Source organism: Streptomyces sp. NPDC050416, from assembly GCF_044458845.1.
GTDB lineage: Bacteria > Actinomycetota > Actinomycetes > Streptomycetales > Streptomycetaceae > Streptomyces.
This window is the reverse complement of record NZ_JBITII010000024.1, coordinates 1-15,646: the sequence shown is the minus strand read 5'-3', so window position 1 is coordinate 15,646 and position 15,646 is coordinate 1. Positions and strand designations below refer to the sequence as shown.

Below are 15,646 nucleotides of genomic sequence, written 5' to 3'. Positions count from 1 at the left end.
CTACGAACGCAAGGCCGAGCACTTCCTGGCCTTCACCGCCATCGCCTGCAGCCTCATCTGCTACCGCAGGCTCACCAAATGAGACGATGTCTAAGGGCTCGCAGAGAATCAAGGTGTTGCTTCGCCCGCTTAGGCTCGTTGGTCTGCTATGGGCGTCTCCGATGAGGTTCGTAGTCAACTCGCTGTGAAGTTTGGGGTGTTGTTCCCGCATCTGGACGAGCGGCAGCGGCGGCTGTTGATGGGGGCCGAGGCCCGGATCCTGGGGCACGGTGGTATCCGGGTGGTCGCGCGGGCGGCCCAGGTCAGCGAAACGACGGTCCGCAAGGGTGTGAACGAGTTGGAGGCCGGCGAGGAGCCTTCAGGACGGGTTCGCAGGCCCGGTGGCGGGCGGAAGAAGGCCGTGGATCTTGATCCGGGACTGCGGCCAGCGTTGCTGGCCTTGGTCGAACCTGACGAGCGGGGCGATCCCATGTCGCCGCTGCGCTGGACGGTGAAGTCGACCAGGAACCTCGCGGCTCAGCTCACCCGCCAGGGGCACAGAGTGAGCGCGGACACGGTCGGAGACCTGCTACGCCAGGAGGGCTTCAGCCTGCAGGCTGGCGCCAAGACCATCGAGGGCAAGCAACACCCAGACCGTGACGTCCAGTTCCGCTACATCAACGAGCAGGCCACACAGCACATGAGTGTGGGCCAGCCGGTGATCAGCGTGGACGCCAAGAAGAAGGAGCTTGTCGGCGACTACAAGAACGCGGGCCACCAGTGGCGGCCGACCCATGAGACGGTGCTGGTCAAGTCGCACGATTTCTTGGACCGGCAGGGACCGGGCAAGGCGATCCCATATGGGATCTATGTCATCGCCGCGAATACCGGCTGGGTCAGTGTCGGCACCGATCACGACACCGCCGCGTTCGCTGTCGCCTCCATCCGCCGTTGGTGGCAGGCCCGCGGTCGGTACGACTATCCGGCCGCCACCCGTCTGCTGATCACCGCGGACGCCGGCGGCTCCAACGGCTACCGCACCCGTGCCTGGAAGGCGGAACTCGCAGCACTGGCCACCGAGACGGGCTTGGACATCACGGTCTGCCACATGCCGCCGGGCACCTCGAAATGGAACAAGATCGAGCACCGGCTGTTCTCCCACATCTCCATGAACTGGCGCGGCCGTCCGCTGACCAGCCACGACGTCATCGTGAACAGCATCGCGGCGACCACGACCCGCGCCGGGCTGAAGGTCCACGCCGAACTCGACCGGGGCACCTACGACACCGGCATCAAGGTCACCGACAGCGACATCGACGCCCTGACGATGGACCGGCACCGCTTCCACGGCGACTGGAACTACACCCTCCGCCCTGAGCCTCGCGACACCACCAACGCAGCCGATGAAGCCAGCCCGCGATCAGCCGGCCCGTCCCTGCCGTCCGGCACTGGGTGTCTGCGCAACCCGGAGCTGACCGGCATGCCCGAACCGGCATTGGACGAACTCGTCGACCAACTGACCACGAAAATTGCTGAGTTACGTAAGCAGGGACGGCTCCAGCAACCAGGAGGTGAGCGCATCCGCGCTCGCGGCGCAGGGGCGAAGGACAGGCTGACCACGGTCGAGAGAGTCCTGGCCACCGTGCTCTACCCCCGCAAACTCGGCACCCGAGATCTGCTCGCCCAACTCTTCGGAGTCAACGGCAGCACCCTCACCAGGGCCATTCACCAAGTCCAGCCCCTCCTGGCCGAGCGCGGCCACACCATTCCTCCCTCGACAGCCAGGTTCCGCACGCCTGCTGACGTCACCGCGTTCCTCGCGAACAGCAGCCCCACCGAGATCAAATCAGCATGTTGATTCTCTGCGAGCCCTAAGCCACGGGCAACCCGCAGCGGCCGCTGCGCCGCACAGCACCCTGCTGACCGGCATCCCAGGCGCTCAGATCGCCGGCCGATTCACCCTGATCCCCATCCGCTCGTTCCCCTGCAACAGCGAGTGGCTGGGCCTGGCCGCGATCATGGAAGACCCCCTCGATGGCATTGTTCACGGGGGTTCCGAGATGTGACAGTGCCAGTCCAGACGGTCGTTCGTCGCAAGGTCGTCAAGTCGGGTCAGACCTGTCCTGACGGCGGGTTATGACTGACTGTCTCGGTCCCGCCGGCCGGTGGCGACGTCGCCGCCGAAGGACGCGGCGAGTGCCCGCGTGATCAGTTCGGGCAATGCCGTCTGTCCGTCGTCCTCGGCCCACCGCGTCAATGCCGTGTGCATCGCGGCCAGGCACGCACTGGTCGCCGCGTGGGCGCGGAACGCCGCGTCGGGGGTGGTCGCGTCGTCTCCGAGGGCGTCGACGATGGCATGTTGCAGCGCGTATTGGCTGTCCAGGTGCCGGGCCCGCAGGGCGGGCGTCGAGACCATGAGCCGGAGACAGTCCAGCAGAAATCGCTCGCTCACTGCCGGTTCGTTTTCGTTGCCGCCGGTCAGCGCCTTGGCCGCGTCGATGAGTGCGCCGCCGACGCGGCGTACCAAAGGGTGCGTCGGGGACGACGTGGCGACCCGTTCGGCGATGAGCTGTGCGGGCTGGTCGATGAGGACGAGGTCTTCCTTGGTGGGGAAGTACCGGTACACGGTCATCGCCGAGACGCCTGCAACCTCGGCGACTTCGGCCACCGTCACCGCGTCGTAGCCGCGGTCGGTGAACAGCCGCACCGCATGAGCCTGAATCATGCGCCGCGTCTCGGATCGCCGGCGCTCCCGCAGTCTCGGTTTCCGCTCCATCATGTGATAGACACTACCGCAATGTTAGTAACTAACATACGGGATGGGGTGGGCGGCGTGAGCGGTCAGGTCGGCAGGACGGCTTTGGTGACGGGCGCGTCACGGGGCATCGGGCAAGCGATCGCAGCCCGGCTCGCGGCCGAAGGGGCCATGGTCCTCGTGCACTTCGGCACGGACGAGAGCGGGGCGGCGGTGACGGTGAAGGCGATAGACCGCGCCGGCGGGGCCGCCCGCGCCGTCCGGGCCGAACTGGGCGTGGACGGCGACGTCGAGACGCTCTTCGCCGGTGTCGAGGCCGCCTTGGCCGGTCTGCCGCTGCACATCCTCGTCAACAACGCCGCGGCCGCACCGGCCGGCCCGCTCGGCGCAACGACCCGGGCGGAGTTCGACCACCTGTTCGCGGTCAACGTGCGAGCGCCGTACTTCATCATCGAGCACGCACTGCCCCTGCTGCGCAACGGCGGCCGGATCATCACGATCTCGTCGGTGGCGACCCGGATGGCCAACCCGGCCCAGACGTCCTTCGCCATGACGAAAGCCGCGGTCGAGACAATGAGCAGGACCCTGGCCAACCAACTCGGACCCCGAGGGATCACGGTGAACGCGGTCGCCCCCGGAGCCACCCGGACGCCGGCCAACGGAGCCGTCTTTGACGTACCGGGCCTCGCCGAACAGATCGCCGGCATGACGGCACTCGACCGGCTGGGCGGGCCCGGCGATGTCGCCGACGTGGTCGCCTTCCTCGCGTCCGACGCCGCTCGCTGGATCACCGGCCAGATCATCGACGCGAGCGGCGGCCTGTTCCTCGGTCCACGCCTCTGACCGACGAGGCCGACACGCCGACCGGAGAGGACTGGGCCGGTGCCAAGACTGGAGCGTTCCGGCTTGGCCGCCACTGACCGTTGTTGCTCCGAGTTCAGCGGATGCCGACATCGATCTCTGACCTGTCGACGCTCCACTCGCCGCCCGGTTCAGCGAGTTCCTTGGCATGGTGCCGTACAACGTGAGCGCGGCCCGGGAGGCACCTCGTGCTGAGGCGACCCCGACGGTGTGGACACACTGACAACGGATCTTGCAGATCCGAGGAAGGGTGTCCTGGTGGGACGGAAATCTCCATATCCGGCGGAGTTCAGGAACGATGCCGTCGCGCTGTACCGCGCGGCGGGCGGGAAGCGCACGTATGCGGTGGTCGCAGCGGACGTCGGGGTGACCGGCGAGACGCTGCGGAGCTGGGTGCGCCAGGCCGACGAGCACGCCGGTCGCGGTCACAGCCACGGCGAGCAGAACGCGGAGAGCCAGAACGAGGAACTGGCCCGGCTGAGAGCCGAGAACGGTCGGCTGCGCAAGGCGGAGAAGGAGTCGGAGCTCGAGCGGGAGATCCTGCGCCGGGCGGCGGCCTATTTCGCAAAGGAGATGAAGTGAAGACCCGCCGCTGGGACTTCGTCTCCGCCTACGCCAAGGCCTTCGGCGTTCAGCGGATATGCCGAGCCCTTCAGGTCTCGCGCTCCGGGTACTACCGGTGGCTCGCCGGCGCGAAGGCCCGCGAAGAGCGGCAGGCCGCCGAGGACGAGCTTGTCGCGGAGATCCGCGAGATACACACCGCGCACAAGGGAACCTACGGGGTCCGCCGCGTCCACGCCGAACTGCGGGGCTTCGGGCACACCATCAACCGCAAGCGCATCGAGCGGCTGATGCGCCTCAACGGCATCGAGGGCCGGCACCTGCGGCGCCGCAAGCGCACCACCGTCCCGGACCGGCTCGCACCGCCCGCCCCGGACCTCGTCCAGCGCCGGTTCACCGCCGCCCGCCTGGACGAGAAGTAGTGCGGCGACATCACATACGTGCAGGTCGGCGGGACGTGGCTGTATCTCGCCTGCGTCCATCGACATCTGCTCGCGCCGGGTACTCGGCTACTCGAGGGCCTCCCACATGCGCGCCGAACTGGTCATCGACGCCCCGACGATGGCGGTCGCGACCCGCGGCGGCAACGCCACCGGAGTGATTTTCCACGCGGACAGGGGCTCGCAATACACATCGGCCGCGTTCGCGCAGGTCTGTGACGGTTTCGGGATCCGCAGGAGCATGGGCCGGGTCGGCTCGAGTTACGACAACGCCCTCGCCGAGTCGTTCTGGCAGGGGCTCAAGAGAGAGACGATGCCCCAGAGACTGTTCTCGACGGTGCGTCAGGCGAAACTGGAGATCTTCCAGTGGCTGACCTACTACAACGCTCGACGGCGCCACAGCGCCCTCAACTACCTCTCACCAGCCGAGTTCGAACAGCAGCACCAGGGAGGACGTAAACTCACACTGGCAGCATGCCACCGCTGTGTCCACATTCCGGGGGACACCTCATAACCACAGCGCCCCCCATTTCCGCATCGGCGACGGCTACCTCACGACGCTGTCGGCCATCGACACCCAGCTGGCCGTGGCCCTCAGGTACACCTTCTGAGGCCACCGGAGGCCGCGACGAGCCACCCCCGACGGGGCACTGCCTGCTGTGCCCTCGGGTTCAAGAGGTCGTTGCAACACCCCGATGTAAGGGGACGCGATGGGCTTCGAGGTTCGGGAGAACCGCAGGCCGCAGGAGCCCAGGAAGCTCTTGAAGGCGCGTGAGCTCTACCTTGCTCTTGTGGATCAAGGAATGGGCAACGCTCAGGCATGCCGGATCGTGGAGTACATGAGCGGACCGGTCGGGACTGTCGGTACGGCCGGCCAGAGGGGCGCAAGAAGAGGCCGCGGCTGCGGGCGCAGGACTTGCCCGCGGTCGCGGTCTTCACCCGCAAGTCCCGGCAGACGCGGGTCGAAGTCCGGGGTGAGTCCCGAAACCTGGGCGAGGACGAGCGCCTCCACATAGCCGACCGGCTACGGGAGAAGACGACCGTCCGCGCCATCGCGGCCGAGTTGGGTCGCAGTCCCTCCACGGTCAGCCGGGAGATCCGCCGCAACCGGCATCCGGTCAGCGGGGACTACCGCCCTCATGCCGCTCACCGCCGCGCCCGGGCGAGACGTCATACGACCGAAGTCACGAATTCGAGCATGGTCAAACACCAAGTTTAGACAGAATCCTTGACGGCACCTCGGTGCCTTCCTACTCTCCGTGGGAGCGGTCCCATGCTCGACCGAGTGAGCGATCACCTTCTGGCCCCAAGAGGCACCGGTTCGCTCGGCACCCCCCATGCATTCGGAGGAGGCCATCGTGACCGACGCATGCCTCGGCATCACGCCATCACTGCGAAGAGCAGCGATCCGGCTCGTAGCGTTGACTGCTTGACGGCATCACCACCGTCGCACTGACCGCGACGCGCATCACCCCGCCGCTCCATGACAACCAGTACCGCGTCGGCCTGGCAGAACATCGCCGACAACCAGCACCGCCCCCTGGATGTTTCATCGGCAACAGCATGCCACTCCGCCTCGCCCCGGCGTCTGCACTGCCTGAACCCCGCACACCTGACCAGTGGTGGGCAGAACCAGGCGCGCTGACGTCGCGGGCAGCTACGTCGGGGGCGAGGCAGGCAATCACCGGACCGCACCTCTCAGAGCACTCCCGGCTCACGCAGGAAGGGACTGGCATGCGCAGCACCCCGCACTTACCGTTCTTCCGGATTCTTCTGTCTCTGCTTCTGCTCACCCTCGGCGTGACCCTCGCGCCCGCGGTCGCTGCAGCCCCCGCAGCTAACCCCGTACGCATCATGCCGCTGGGTGACTCGATCACCGGCTCGCCCGGCTGCTGGCGGGCGGTGCTGTGGAACCGCCTGCGCAGTGCCGGTCACTCGAACATCGATTTCGTCGGCACCCTCAGCCAGCAGGGCTGCCCCCAGGCGTTCGACGGTGACAACGAGGGCCACGGCGGTGAGCTCGTGACCAACGTGGCGAACCAGAACCTACTTCCCGGCCGTCTCTCGTCCACCCGTCCCGACATCGTTGTCATGCATTTTGGCACGAACGACGTCTGGAGCAGCATCGCGCCCGACCGCATCCTCACCGCCTACACCAAACTGGTGACACAGATGCGGGCGTCGAACCCGAACATGAAGATCCTCGTCGCACAGATCATTCCGATGAACCCCACCAACTGCACCGGCTGTGCCCGGCGAGTGGCCGACCTGAATGCGCGGATCCCCGGCTGGGCCCGGGCGACGAGCACAAGCCGATCCCCGGTGACCGTGGTCGACCAGTGGACGGGCTTCAACACCTCAGGCGACACCTACGACGGGGTACACCCTTCCGCCTCCGGTAACACGAAGATCGCAGCCCGCTGGTATCCCGCCCTCGTCGCTCTCCTCTGAAGGGTGTGCCGGGCAGGCCCGGCCAACGGTGGTCGAGCCTGCCCGGCCGCCCTCGGGGCCGTCTCCTCCTGGAAGGGCGGCCACCAGGGCGCGAGAACGATGAGCAGCACGTCCGCGTCCCATGTCACGGCCATCCCCCGCACCGCCGCCGTCAATTGCACGGCACGAGCCACCGCCCCCTGAACACTTCCCCCTCCTGGAGCCGCCGCCATGAGATTCCGCACGCGAACCGCCCCACGAATGGCCGCCGTCCTGGCAGCTCTCCTGGGCCTGCCCGTCCCCCTGCTCGGTCTCGCCGCCCCGGCGCAGGCCGCGCCCACCGGGTTCCGCGTCCAGAACGGCCGCCTGCTGGAAGCGTCGGGCAACGACTTCGTGATGCGGGGCGTCAACCACGCCCACACCTGGTACCCGAACCGGATCAGTTCCCTCTCCCATATCAAGGCCAAGGGCGCCAACTCCGTCCGCGTCGTCCTCGCCAGCGGTGACCGCTGGACTCGCAACAGTGCTGCCGACGTGGCCAACGTCGTCGCCCAGTGCGAGCAGAACCGGCTCATCTGCGTCCTCGAAGTCCACGACACCACGGGCTACGGCGAACAGAGCGGCGCGACCACCCTGTCCCGCGCCGCCGACTACTGGACCAGCGTGAAGAGCGCCCTGACCGGTCAGGAGAAGTACGTCATCGTCAACATCGGCAACGAGCCGTACGGAAACACCAACTACACCAGGTGGACGGCCGACACCAAGGCCGCCGTCCAGAAGCTGCGCAGCGCCGGCTTCAACCACACGCTGATGGTGGACGCGCCCAACTGGGGTCAGGACTGGGCGTTCACGATGCGCGACAACGCCACGTCGGTGTTCGCCGCCGATCCGGACCGCAACACGGTGTTCTCGGTCCACATGTACGGCGTCTTCAACACGGCCGCGAAGGTCAACGACTACCTGAACCGTTTCGTGGCCGCGAAACTCCCCATCGTGGTCGGGGAGTTCGGCAGCAACCACTCGGACGGCAATCCCGACGAGGATGCCATCCTGGCCGCCGCCCAGCGGCTCAAGATCGGTTACCTGGGCTGGTCGTGGAGCGGCAACAGCAGCGATGTGCAGTACCTCGACCTGGTCACCAACTTCGACCCCAGCCAGCTCACCAGTTGGGGCCGGCGCCTCTTCAACGGAACGAACGGCATAGTCGCCACTGCCAAGGAGGCCGCGGTCTTCTCCGCCGGCGCCACAGGCACCACTCCCCCGGCCATTCCCGGGCTCCACCACTGAGGCAACTCAATTCTACATATGTCATGCGCACGCCACCTATAGCCCGTCGCCCGGACGGGACTCCCGTAACGACGACAAAGGCATGGAGGACAGGACGATGCATTCGAGCACTATCGACGACGCCCCGGTTTCCGGCGACGCGCCAACCCGCCCGGTGAGATCCGGCAGGAGGCGCAGGACGGTCACGTTGAAGGCGGCCGTGGTGGCGGCCGTGACCGGTCTGATCGCCGCACTGGTGGCGATCCAGCCGGCGTCGGCGCAATCGCGGTCTGCCGCGGTCAACCCGTACGAGCGGGGCCCGGCTCCCACGGTGAGCAGCGTCGTGGCCCAGCGGGGCACGTTCGCGACCGCGGAGGTGACCGTGCCGCCCGGCAACGGCTTCAACGGCGGGAAGATCTACTACCCGACGGACACCTCTCTGGGGACGTGGGGTGCGGTCGCCGCCGTGCCCGGTTACACCGCCCGGTGGTCTGCCGAAGGCGCGTGGATGGGGCCGTGGCTCGCGTCCTTCGGGTTCGTCGTCATCGGCATCGACACCAACAGCCCCAACGACTACGACACCGCCCGCGGCACCCAACTGCTCGCCGCGCTGGACTACCTCACCCAGAAGAGTCCGGTGCGCGACCGCGTCGACCCCAACCGGCTGGGCGTGCTCGGCCACTCCATGGGCGGCGGCGGCGCCATCAGCGCGGCCGAACGCCGGCCGTCGCTGAAGGCAGCCCTGCCGCTCGCGCCCTTCTCGCCCTCACAGAACCTCTCCAGCCTGCGCGTACCCACGCTGATCATGGGCGCACGGGACGACGGCACGGTCACCCCCTCCTACCTCAACGGGCTGTACGGCGGCATGCCGGCCGCCACGCAGAGCGCCTACATCGAGCTCACCAGCGGCGGCCACGGCTTCCCCACCTGGGGGAACTCCAACGTGACGCGTCGCACGATCCCCTGGCTCAAGATCTTCCTCGACAACGACACCCGCTACACCCAGTTCCTGTGCCCATCGCTGGCGGACAGCAGTGGCGTCTCCCGCTCCCAGACCAAGTGCCCGTACGTGCCGCCCGGCGGCACGACCCCTCAACCGCCGAGCGGCGGGCAGATCGTCGGCGCCGGCTCCGGCCGCTGCCTCGAGGTGGCGAACTCGTCGCAGACCAACGGCGCCCAGGCTCAGCTGTGGGACTGCGCGGACCGGCCCAGTCAGAAGTGGGCGCGCACTGCCGCCGGTGAGCTGCGCGTGTACGGCAACAAGTGCCTGGACGCCGAGGCCTCGGGAACGTCCGCCGGCACACGGGTCATCATCTGGGACTGCCACGGCGGGCAGAACCAACGCTGGAACGTCAACGCCAACGGCACCATCACCAGCGCCCCATCCGGCCTGTGCCTCGACACGACCAACGGCGGCACCGGGAACGGCGCCCAGACCGTCCTGGCGAACTGCAACGGCGCGTCCAACCAGCGCTGGACCATCCGATAACGACGACTGACCCCGCCCCGAGGCACAAGTAGACGGAAGTGCCGTTCAGGAGCTGGCACTTCGACCGTTGGGGGCGCGCCTGCGGCCCGGGTACTCGCTGGCCGGAGGGGGACGGCTGCGACGGCGTCGCCATACCCCACCGGCTAGGCGCCGTCCTGGCCTGGTCGTTGCACCGTCGTGTACCTACCTGTGTGATGCGGGACGCTGGGGACGGCATTCACTGTCGCTGACCAGCCTCGGCCGCGTCTTGACGGTGGGGTCACCGGCAGCGTCCGCAGCGACGCCAGCTGGCCCGGTCACATTCCACCAGCCGACGTCGGCAAACGGCCCGTAGCACCGACCCTGACTGACTTCTCTGGCTCATCCCGCACCGTCGGGCCTCACACAATTTTTCACAGGGCCACCTGCAGGCACCGAACTGACGCGTCGGCGCTCCGGCACCAACCGCCCAGTCCGACCTGCCGGTCAGCGTAAACAGCAGCACCATCTGGGACGACGTCGGCCACCGGCGCCCAACGGAATCGGGCTCGCGCTCGACGCCTTCGAATACGCACAATCCATCGAGGAGAAACTCATGCTCAGACTCATCCGCGCGATGCTGTCGGCGGCCCTGGTCGCCGCCGCGGTACCTCTCGCTCTCTTACCCGCCCCCCAGGCTGTGGCGCTCGACAACGGCCTTGCTCGTACCCCGCAGTTAGGCTGGAACGACTGGAACAGCTTCGGCTGCAATGTGAGTGACCGTCTGATCCGGCAGACCGCCGACGCCATGGTGTCCAGCGGCATGGCCGCGGCCGGCTACCAGTACGTCAACATCGACGACTGCTGGTCCACACGGAACCGTGACGCCGGCGGCAACCTGGTCCCGGATCCCGTCAAGTTCCCCAACGGCATGAAGGCAGTCGCCGACTATGTGCACGGCAAGGGGCTGAAGCTCGGCATCTACTCGTCGGCCGGCCTGACCACCTGCGCCGGTTACCCCGCCAGCCTCGGCAACGAGCAGCGGGACGCCAACCTGTGGGCGTCCTGGGGCATCGACTATCTCAAGTACGACAACTGCGGTGACCACCAGGGCCGCAGCGGCCAGGACCGCTACACCGCCATGCGCGACGCCCTCGCCAGGACCGGCCGCCCCATCCTGTTCGCCCTCTGCAACTGGGGCAACGACCAGGTCGGCAACTGGGGCCCCGCCACCGGCAACTCCTGGCGCACCACCGGCGACATCCAGGCCAACTGGAACTCCGTGATGGGCATCCTGGATGCTCAGCCCGGCTGGGCGGGCTTCTCCCGCCCCGGGGCCTGGAACGACCCGGACATGCTGGAGGTCGGGAACGGCCTGTCCGACACCGAGTCCCGAGCCCACTTCAGCCTCTGGGCGCTGCTGAACGCGCCTCTGATCGCGGGCAACGACCTGCGCACCATGAGCGCCGCCACCAAGTCGATCCTGACCAACACCGAGGTGATCGGCGTCAACCAGGACTGGGGCGGCCGCCAGGGCAACCGCATCGTCGACAACGGCAACACCGAGGTGTGGACCAAGCCGATGGCAGGCGGCTCGGTCGCAGTGGTCCTCCTCAACCGCGGCAGCGGCACGGCCACCGTCTCCACGTCCGCTACACAGATCGGCCTCGGAGCGGCGCCCAGTTACTCGGTACGCGACCTGTGGGCGCACACCACCAGCACGACCGGTGGCTCCATCAGCGCCTCCGTCCCCGCCCACGGCGCCGCCATGTACGTGGTCTCCGGCGGCGGCACACCGCCCGGCAGCAGCACCTACTCGCTGAAGGGTCAGGCCTCCGGCCGCTGTCTGGATATCACCGGCGGCTCCCAGGCCAACGGAACCCTCGCCGAGATCTGGGACTGCAACGGCGGCGCCAACCAGCAGTTCACCAGCACCAGCTCGGGCGAACTGCGGGTCTACGGCGGCGCCAAGTGCCTGGACGTCGTCGGCGCCGCCACCACCAACGGCACCGCCGTGAACATCTGGGACTGCAACGGCCAGTCCAACCAGCAGTTCCGCCTCAACACCAACGGCACGATCACCGCCGTCGGCTCTGGCAAGTGCCTCGACGTCGTTGGCGGCGCGACCACCAACGGCACCAAGGTCCAGATCTGGGACTGCAGCGGCGCGACCAACCAGAAGTGGACTCGCATCTGAGCGATTCCGTCTGACCGACACCGTCTGGGCCAAGGCGATGGCCGGCCTGGACGGTGTCGTCGTGATACTCGAAACTAGGTTTCTCATATTCCACCGTACGAGTCCGCGGTGATCGCCGACGGCGTCCTACTGCTCGGCTCCCGAAGGCTCCGCCCCTCCCCTACTTCCTCGCCGGACTCGTCATCGCTTCTGCCGGGTTCACGTGCCAGCGCGGGGCGCGGCGACGGCCTGGGTTCTTCAGCACCCAGACCGGCAACGTGTAGCGCCTCGGTCGACTATTCATGTCAGCGCGGCGTCTCGGGCAGTGCGGCGAAGCGAACAGGATCCTCGGCGGCACCGCAGGCCCGGTGTCGGCGACGGTGACTCAGCCGCCGCAACGAGAGACAGAAACCGAGACACGGGTCCCGTGGGCCGTGCCTCTCTTGCCTTCGCGTCTCACAAATATGTCACGGACTGGTTCGACGCCACCCAACCTCTACGTCCCGACCTGCACTTTCCTGGACGCACCCGCTCTCACTGGACCGGTATGACGTCCTGGGACCGGAGCGCGGCGAGGAGCAGGTGGGTGTGGGTGTCGTCGAAGGGGGGCAGCACCATGGCTCCGGGCAGGTCGAGGACCTCGGTCTGCGCACTCAACAGCTCACGTCATCTACCTGCTGTCCAGCACCCGTCGGCTGGAGCCCACCGAGGTTTCGCCGTACCCAGCACACCTCCGTCGCGTGCTGCACTTGCCTACCTGGTGCGAGTCGACCGCCGGCCCTTGCAGGCCATCGCCGACCCGGAAACGATCAGCCTGGCCATCATCCGTATCGCCCTGCGCAAAGACGACCTCATCATGCGCTCCTTGGGGGCCTCCCGGATGAGGCGGTGAGGATCTTGAGCCGCTTAGCGGATGGTGGCGATGCTGACCTCGCGCCCTTGGGGCTGACCACGTCAGCGGGGCGAAGCCAGCGAAACGGACCTCGGCGCGATCACACGCGAGGTCGCGTTCCGTTCTGGCACGGCCTTCTCTCCCGAGGAGTCCCGGTCGCTTCAACGGCTCACAGCATCGGGATGGCTACCCGGTAATCGTCGAGGTGTCGCTGGTTGATCGCGTCGCCGTCGGGAAGGTTGGAGCTGCGCCAGAGGGGGAGGGACACCTGCTGGGTTACGGAGAGTCGGGCCAGGCGAGCCAACAGCAGATTCCACAGGTAGGCGGAGCAGATCGTGGATATCGACGCGGTCGCTCCGCTCGGTGTGGGCACGACCGCGTCACCGGGCGGGATGGCGGTGTCGAGCACCGCGTCCGCCAGATCACCGAGCTTGGCGAAGGATCGTGTGGGCGCCTGCGCCATGTGGAGGCGTGAGGAAACGGCAACGACGTAGGCCCCGCGTTGCTTGAGTTCGTGGGCTGCTTCTACCGGGAACGCGTTCACGCCCGAGTTCGAGAAGACGACGGCCAGATCGCCCGGCTGGACACCCGCCGGGGCGACCAAGGTCGCCGCCAGCCCGCTGACTCGTTCCAACTCGGTGCTTGCCTGCGCGCCGTTCAGCGGCAGCAACGCCGGGTGGAACAACGGGCGTACACAGGCCAGTCCGCCGGCGCGGTAGAAGGTTTCCAGGACTGCGGCCACGCTGTGGCCCGCCGCGGTGGTGTGCACGACCCTGCCGGTGCGTGCCACATCGAGTAGCCGCGCTGCCACCACGTCCAGGGCTGCGGCGTTGTGTTCCTCGATCATGCGGAGATGGGCGCGCATCGCGGCCCCGAAGTCGTCACGAAAGTCCACGGATTTCTCCTTCGCTGGCTGGTGGCAAAACTTAACACAGTGGTCTAGACCGGTTGCGGCCGTTATGGCTAATCTGGCGTGCATGAACGATCCCGTCCTCCTGATCACCGGAGCCTCCCGAGGCATCGGAGCCGCCACCGCCCGGCTGGCCGTCGACTCCGGATACCGTGTGGTCCTCGCCGCGCGAACCCACCACACCGTGACCGAACTTGCCGCACAGTTGGGCGGCCCCGACAGAGTCCTGCCGGTCGCCTGCGACGTCACCGACTGGGACCAGCTGAGCGGCCTCGTCCGCCAGGTACAGGACACCTGGGGCCAGCTGGACGTTGCCTTCGCCAACGCTGGCTCCAGTGTCGTCACGAGCTTCCTCGGCACCCAGGGCGCACCGCCCGACCAATGGCGGGACATGGTGCTCGCCAACGTCTACGGACCCGCCCTGACGGCACGTGCCGCGCTGCCCGCCCTGGTCGCCTCCGGCGGTCACCTCGTGTTCACCGGATCGGCCGCCGGCCGGGGGGTGCGACCGGGCAACCTCTACTCCGCCACGAAATGGGCGGTCAACGGCCTCGCCCAGAACATCCGCGCCGAGTGTGTCGGCACCGGCGTCCGCGTCACCCTTGTCCAGCCCGGCCTGGTCGACACCGGCGGCATCCCGCCCGACCGTGCCCACGACCCGAAACTCGACCCCGGGGACATCGCCCGCGCGGTCCTGTATGCCATCACCCAACCCGCCACCGTCGACGTCAACGAGATTCTCATCCGCCCCGCTTCCAGCTGATCGGCGGCGACTCCTTCCGCCCCGAGGACGAAACAGCCCTGTACACCGAGATGCGGCGAGCCGGAGTCACGGAGCCTGAGAAGCTCCTCGACGCCTACCGGAACCGCATCACCGATCCCGACGACCTGTCGGCGCTGCGCAGCACGTTCCTCACCGACGCCCTCTACCGGCTGCCCGCGACGCGCCTGGCCGGGGCCCAGGTGGGTGCGGGTGGCCGCGCCTACCACTACCTCCTCCTCGACGAGCCATGCGGACCGGACATGGGAGCCTTCCACGGCGCCGACCTGCTCCACGTCTTCGACAAGCTCACCCTTGTCGGCGCCGACAGCCCCGACCATCTGGTCGCACGCGACTCCCTCGTCGGCGCGTGGGCCGCCTTCGCCGCCACCGGCAACCCTGGATGGCAGCCGTACGCCCCGGACACGGCAGGCAACTCCCGGGCCATCGGCGGCTCCCCGGCCGCCACTGAGCAGATGATCATCAAACCCCCGGCCGACGACGTCACCACACTGTGGACCGGCCTGCCCTCCTGATGGGCCCGGGATGAAAGCAGCCGGCCGATGCACGGGCTCGCCATGGGAACCCTGACTCCGCATGTCACGCATCGCGCGGAGCACTTCGGCCGACTGGACGTCGTGGTGAACCAGGGTGGAATCGGGGTGTTCGGCACCATCCGAGCGTTGTCCTCTTTTAGCCCTCACGTGGGCCGAGTCGAGGACTACGCGAGAGACATCGATGAGGTCGGCGTCGTCGAGCCGGTGCAGGATCGTCTCATGCAGTCGGCCCCATACGCCGGCTCTGGACCAGATCAGGAACCGGCGGTGAGCGGTCGACTTCGAGACGCCGAAGCACGGCGGCAGTGCCCGCCAGGCACAGCCACTCACCAGCACGTAGATGATCGCCGCGAACAGCGTCTCATCAGGTGCGTTCGCTGTTCCACCGCCCTGTGGTCGTGTTCGTTGCTCCGGGATCAGCGGCCTCGCGATCTCCCACAAGCCGTCCGGCACGATCCAGCTCCACGTTCCCCGCCCCATACCGGGTGAACGTCCGCCTCACCACGTAGGACACGGTCTAAGCACGGCCCGGAATTCCGCTTCGCCAAGCCGGAGACCTGGCCCGAGCCCGCGATCACCACGGTCACCGCAACTACCAACTACGGCAAGGCC

12 protein-coding genes and 3 pseudogenes are annotated in these 15,646 nt (G+C 67.7%); 11 read left to right on the top strand and 4 right to left on the bottom strand.

All coding sequences use genetic code 11. From position 1 onward, the window contains the following. Positions 1–148: 148 nt before the first annotated feature. Entirely contained in the window at positions 149–1,837 is a 1,689-nt protein-coding gene (locus ACIBL4_RS39670; protein WP_399416705.1) for an ISAzo13 family transposase, read from the top strand. Between the two features lie 276 nt (positions 1,838–2,113). On the opposite strand, the gene ACIBL4_RS39665 is transcribed toward ACIBL4_RS39670, so the two are convergent. Beyond that, positions 2,114–2,758: a helix-turn-helix domain-containing protein gene (locus tag ACIBL4_RS39665; RefSeq protein WP_399416704.1), complete on the bottom strand. Its 645-nt coding sequence runs from the start codon at positions 2,756–2,758 to the stop codon at positions 2,114–2,116. Positions 2,759–2,776: 18 nt separating this feature from the next. Between ACIBL4_RS39665 and ACIBL4_RS39660 the strand changes: the two genes are divergently transcribed. The 8 genes and pseudogenes from ACIBL4_RS39660 to ACIBL4_RS39625 all read left to right on the top strand — a co-directional run bounded on the left by ACIBL4_RS39660 (position 2,777) and on the right by ACIBL4_RS39625 (position 11,936). Further along, positions 2,777–3,577 (top strand): SDR family oxidoreductase, encoded by an 801-nt coding sequence (locus ACIBL4_RS39660; protein ID WP_399416702.1) that lies wholly within the window; start codon positions 2,777–2,779, stop codon positions 3,575–3,577. Positions 3,578–3,853: 276 nt separating this feature from the next. Further along, positions 3,854–5,110 (top strand): annotated as a pseudogene (locus ACIBL4_RS39655) (IS3 family transposase). 306 nt (positions 5,111–5,416) lie between these two features. Further along, entirely contained in the window at positions 5,417–5,815 is a 399-nt protein-coding gene (locus ACIBL4_RS39650; protein WP_399416700.1) for a helix-turn-helix domain-containing protein, read from the top strand. Positions 5,816–6,079: 264 nt separating this feature from the next. After that, positions 6,080–6,241 (top strand): hypothetical protein, encoded by a 162-nt coding sequence (locus ACIBL4_RS39645; RefSeq protein ID WP_399416699.1) that lies wholly within the window; start codon positions 6,080–6,082, stop codon positions 6,239–6,241. Between the two features lie 89 nt (positions 6,242–6,330). Continuing rightward, positions 6,331–7,221: pseudogene (locus ACIBL4_RS39640) on the top strand (SGNH/GDSL hydrolase family protein); the annotation flags it as partial. Positions 7,222–7,287: 66 nt separating this feature from the next. Then, a complete protein-coding gene (locus tag ACIBL4_RS39635) occupies positions 7,288–8,313 on the top strand; it encodes a glycoside hydrolase family 5 protein (RefSeq protein ID WP_399416698.1) in 1,026 nt (341 codons plus the stop codon). 211 nt (positions 8,314–8,524) lie between these two features. Further along, complete coding sequence (locus ACIBL4_RS39630; RefSeq protein WP_399416697.1) at positions 8,525–9,781, top strand: ricin-type beta-trefoil lectin domain protein; 1,257 nt, start codon at positions 8,525–8,527, stop codon at positions 9,779–9,781. 574 nt (positions 9,782–10,355) lie between these two features. Next, entirely contained in the window at positions 10,356–11,936 is a 1,581-nt protein-coding gene (locus ACIBL4_RS39625; RefSeq protein ID WP_399416696.1) for a ricin-type beta-trefoil lectin domain protein, read from the top strand. 513 nt (positions 11,937–12,449) lie between these two features. Here ACIBL4_RS39625 and ACIBL4_RS39620 read toward each other — a convergent pair. Together ACIBL4_RS39620 and ACIBL4_RS39615 are read right to left on the bottom strand one after the other, a co-directional pair. Then, positions 12,450–12,572 carry a hypothetical protein gene (locus ACIBL4_RS39620; RefSeq protein WP_399416695.1) on the bottom strand — a complete coding sequence of 41 codons (123 nt, stop codon included), beginning with the start codon at positions 12,570–12,572 and terminating at the stop codon, positions 12,450–12,452. Between the two features lie 404 nt (positions 12,573–12,976). Continuing rightward, the gene (locus ACIBL4_RS39615) at positions 12,977–13,702 is read right to left on the bottom strand and encodes a sugar isomerase domain-containing protein (protein WP_399416694.1); all 726 of its coding nucleotides are present in this window, start codon (positions 13,700–13,702) and stop codon (positions 12,977–12,979) included. 82 nt (positions 13,703–13,784) lie between these two features. Between ACIBL4_RS39615 and ACIBL4_RS39610 the strand changes: the two genes are divergently transcribed. Together ACIBL4_RS39610 and ACIBL4_RS39605 are read left to right on the top strand one after the other, a co-directional pair. After that, on the top strand, positions 13,785–14,480 hold the full coding sequence (locus tag ACIBL4_RS39610) for an SDR family oxidoreductase (protein WP_399416693.1): 696 nt from the start codon (positions 13,785–13,787) through the stop codon (positions 14,478–14,480). A 50-nt stretch (positions 14,481–14,530) separates the two neighbouring features. Then, positions 14,531–15,013: a carboxylesterase family protein gene (locus tag ACIBL4_RS39605; RefSeq protein ID WP_399416706.1), complete on the top strand. Its 483-nt coding sequence runs from the start codon at positions 14,531–14,533 to the stop codon at positions 15,011–15,013. A 120-nt stretch (positions 15,014–15,133) separates the two neighbouring features. Here ACIBL4_RS39605 and ACIBL4_RS39600 read toward each other — a convergent pair. Next, positions 15,134–15,514 (bottom strand): annotated as a pseudogene (locus ACIBL4_RS39600) (transposase); the annotation flags it as partial. Positions 15,515–15,646: the final 132 nt, after the last annotated feature.

Bases quoted from the DNA above. Each gene is read 5' to 3' on its own strand.
- ACIBL4_RS39635 (WP_399416698.1), top strand. From the start codon at position 7,288: ATGGCCGCCGTCCTGGCAGCTCTCCTGGGCCTGCCCGTCCCCCTGCTC.
- ACIBL4_RS39660 (WP_399416702.1), top strand. From the start codon at position 2,777: ATGTTAGTAACTAACATACGGGATGGGGTGGGCGGCGTGAGCGGTCAG.
- ACIBL4_RS39665 (WP_399416704.1), bottom strand. From the start codon at position 2,758: ATGATGGAGCGGAAACCGAGACTGCGGGAGCGCCGGCGATCCGAGACG.
- ACIBL4_RS39610 (WP_399416693.1), top strand. From the start codon at position 13,785: ATGAACGATCCCGTCCTCCTGATCACCGGAGCCTCCCGAGGCATCGGA.
- ACIBL4_RS39605 (WP_399416706.1), top strand. From the start codon at position 14,531: ATGCGGCGAGCCGGAGTCACGGAGCCTGAGAAGCTCCTCGACGCCTAC.
- ACIBL4_RS39625 (WP_399416696.1), top strand. From the start codon at position 10,356: ATGCTCAGACTCATCCGCGCGATGCTGTCGGCGGCCCTGGTCGCCGCC.
- ACIBL4_RS39670 (WP_399416705.1), top strand. From the start codon at position 149: ATGGGCGTCTCCGATGAGGTTCGTAGTCAACTCGCTGTGAAGTTTGGG.
- ACIBL4_RS39650 (WP_399416700.1), top strand. From the start codon at position 5,417: ATGCCGGATCGTGGAGTACATGAGCGGACCGGTCGGGACTGTCGGTAC.
- ACIBL4_RS39645 (WP_399416699.1), top strand. From the start codon at position 6,080: ATGACAACCAGTACCGCGTCGGCCTGGCAGAACATCGCCGACAACCAG.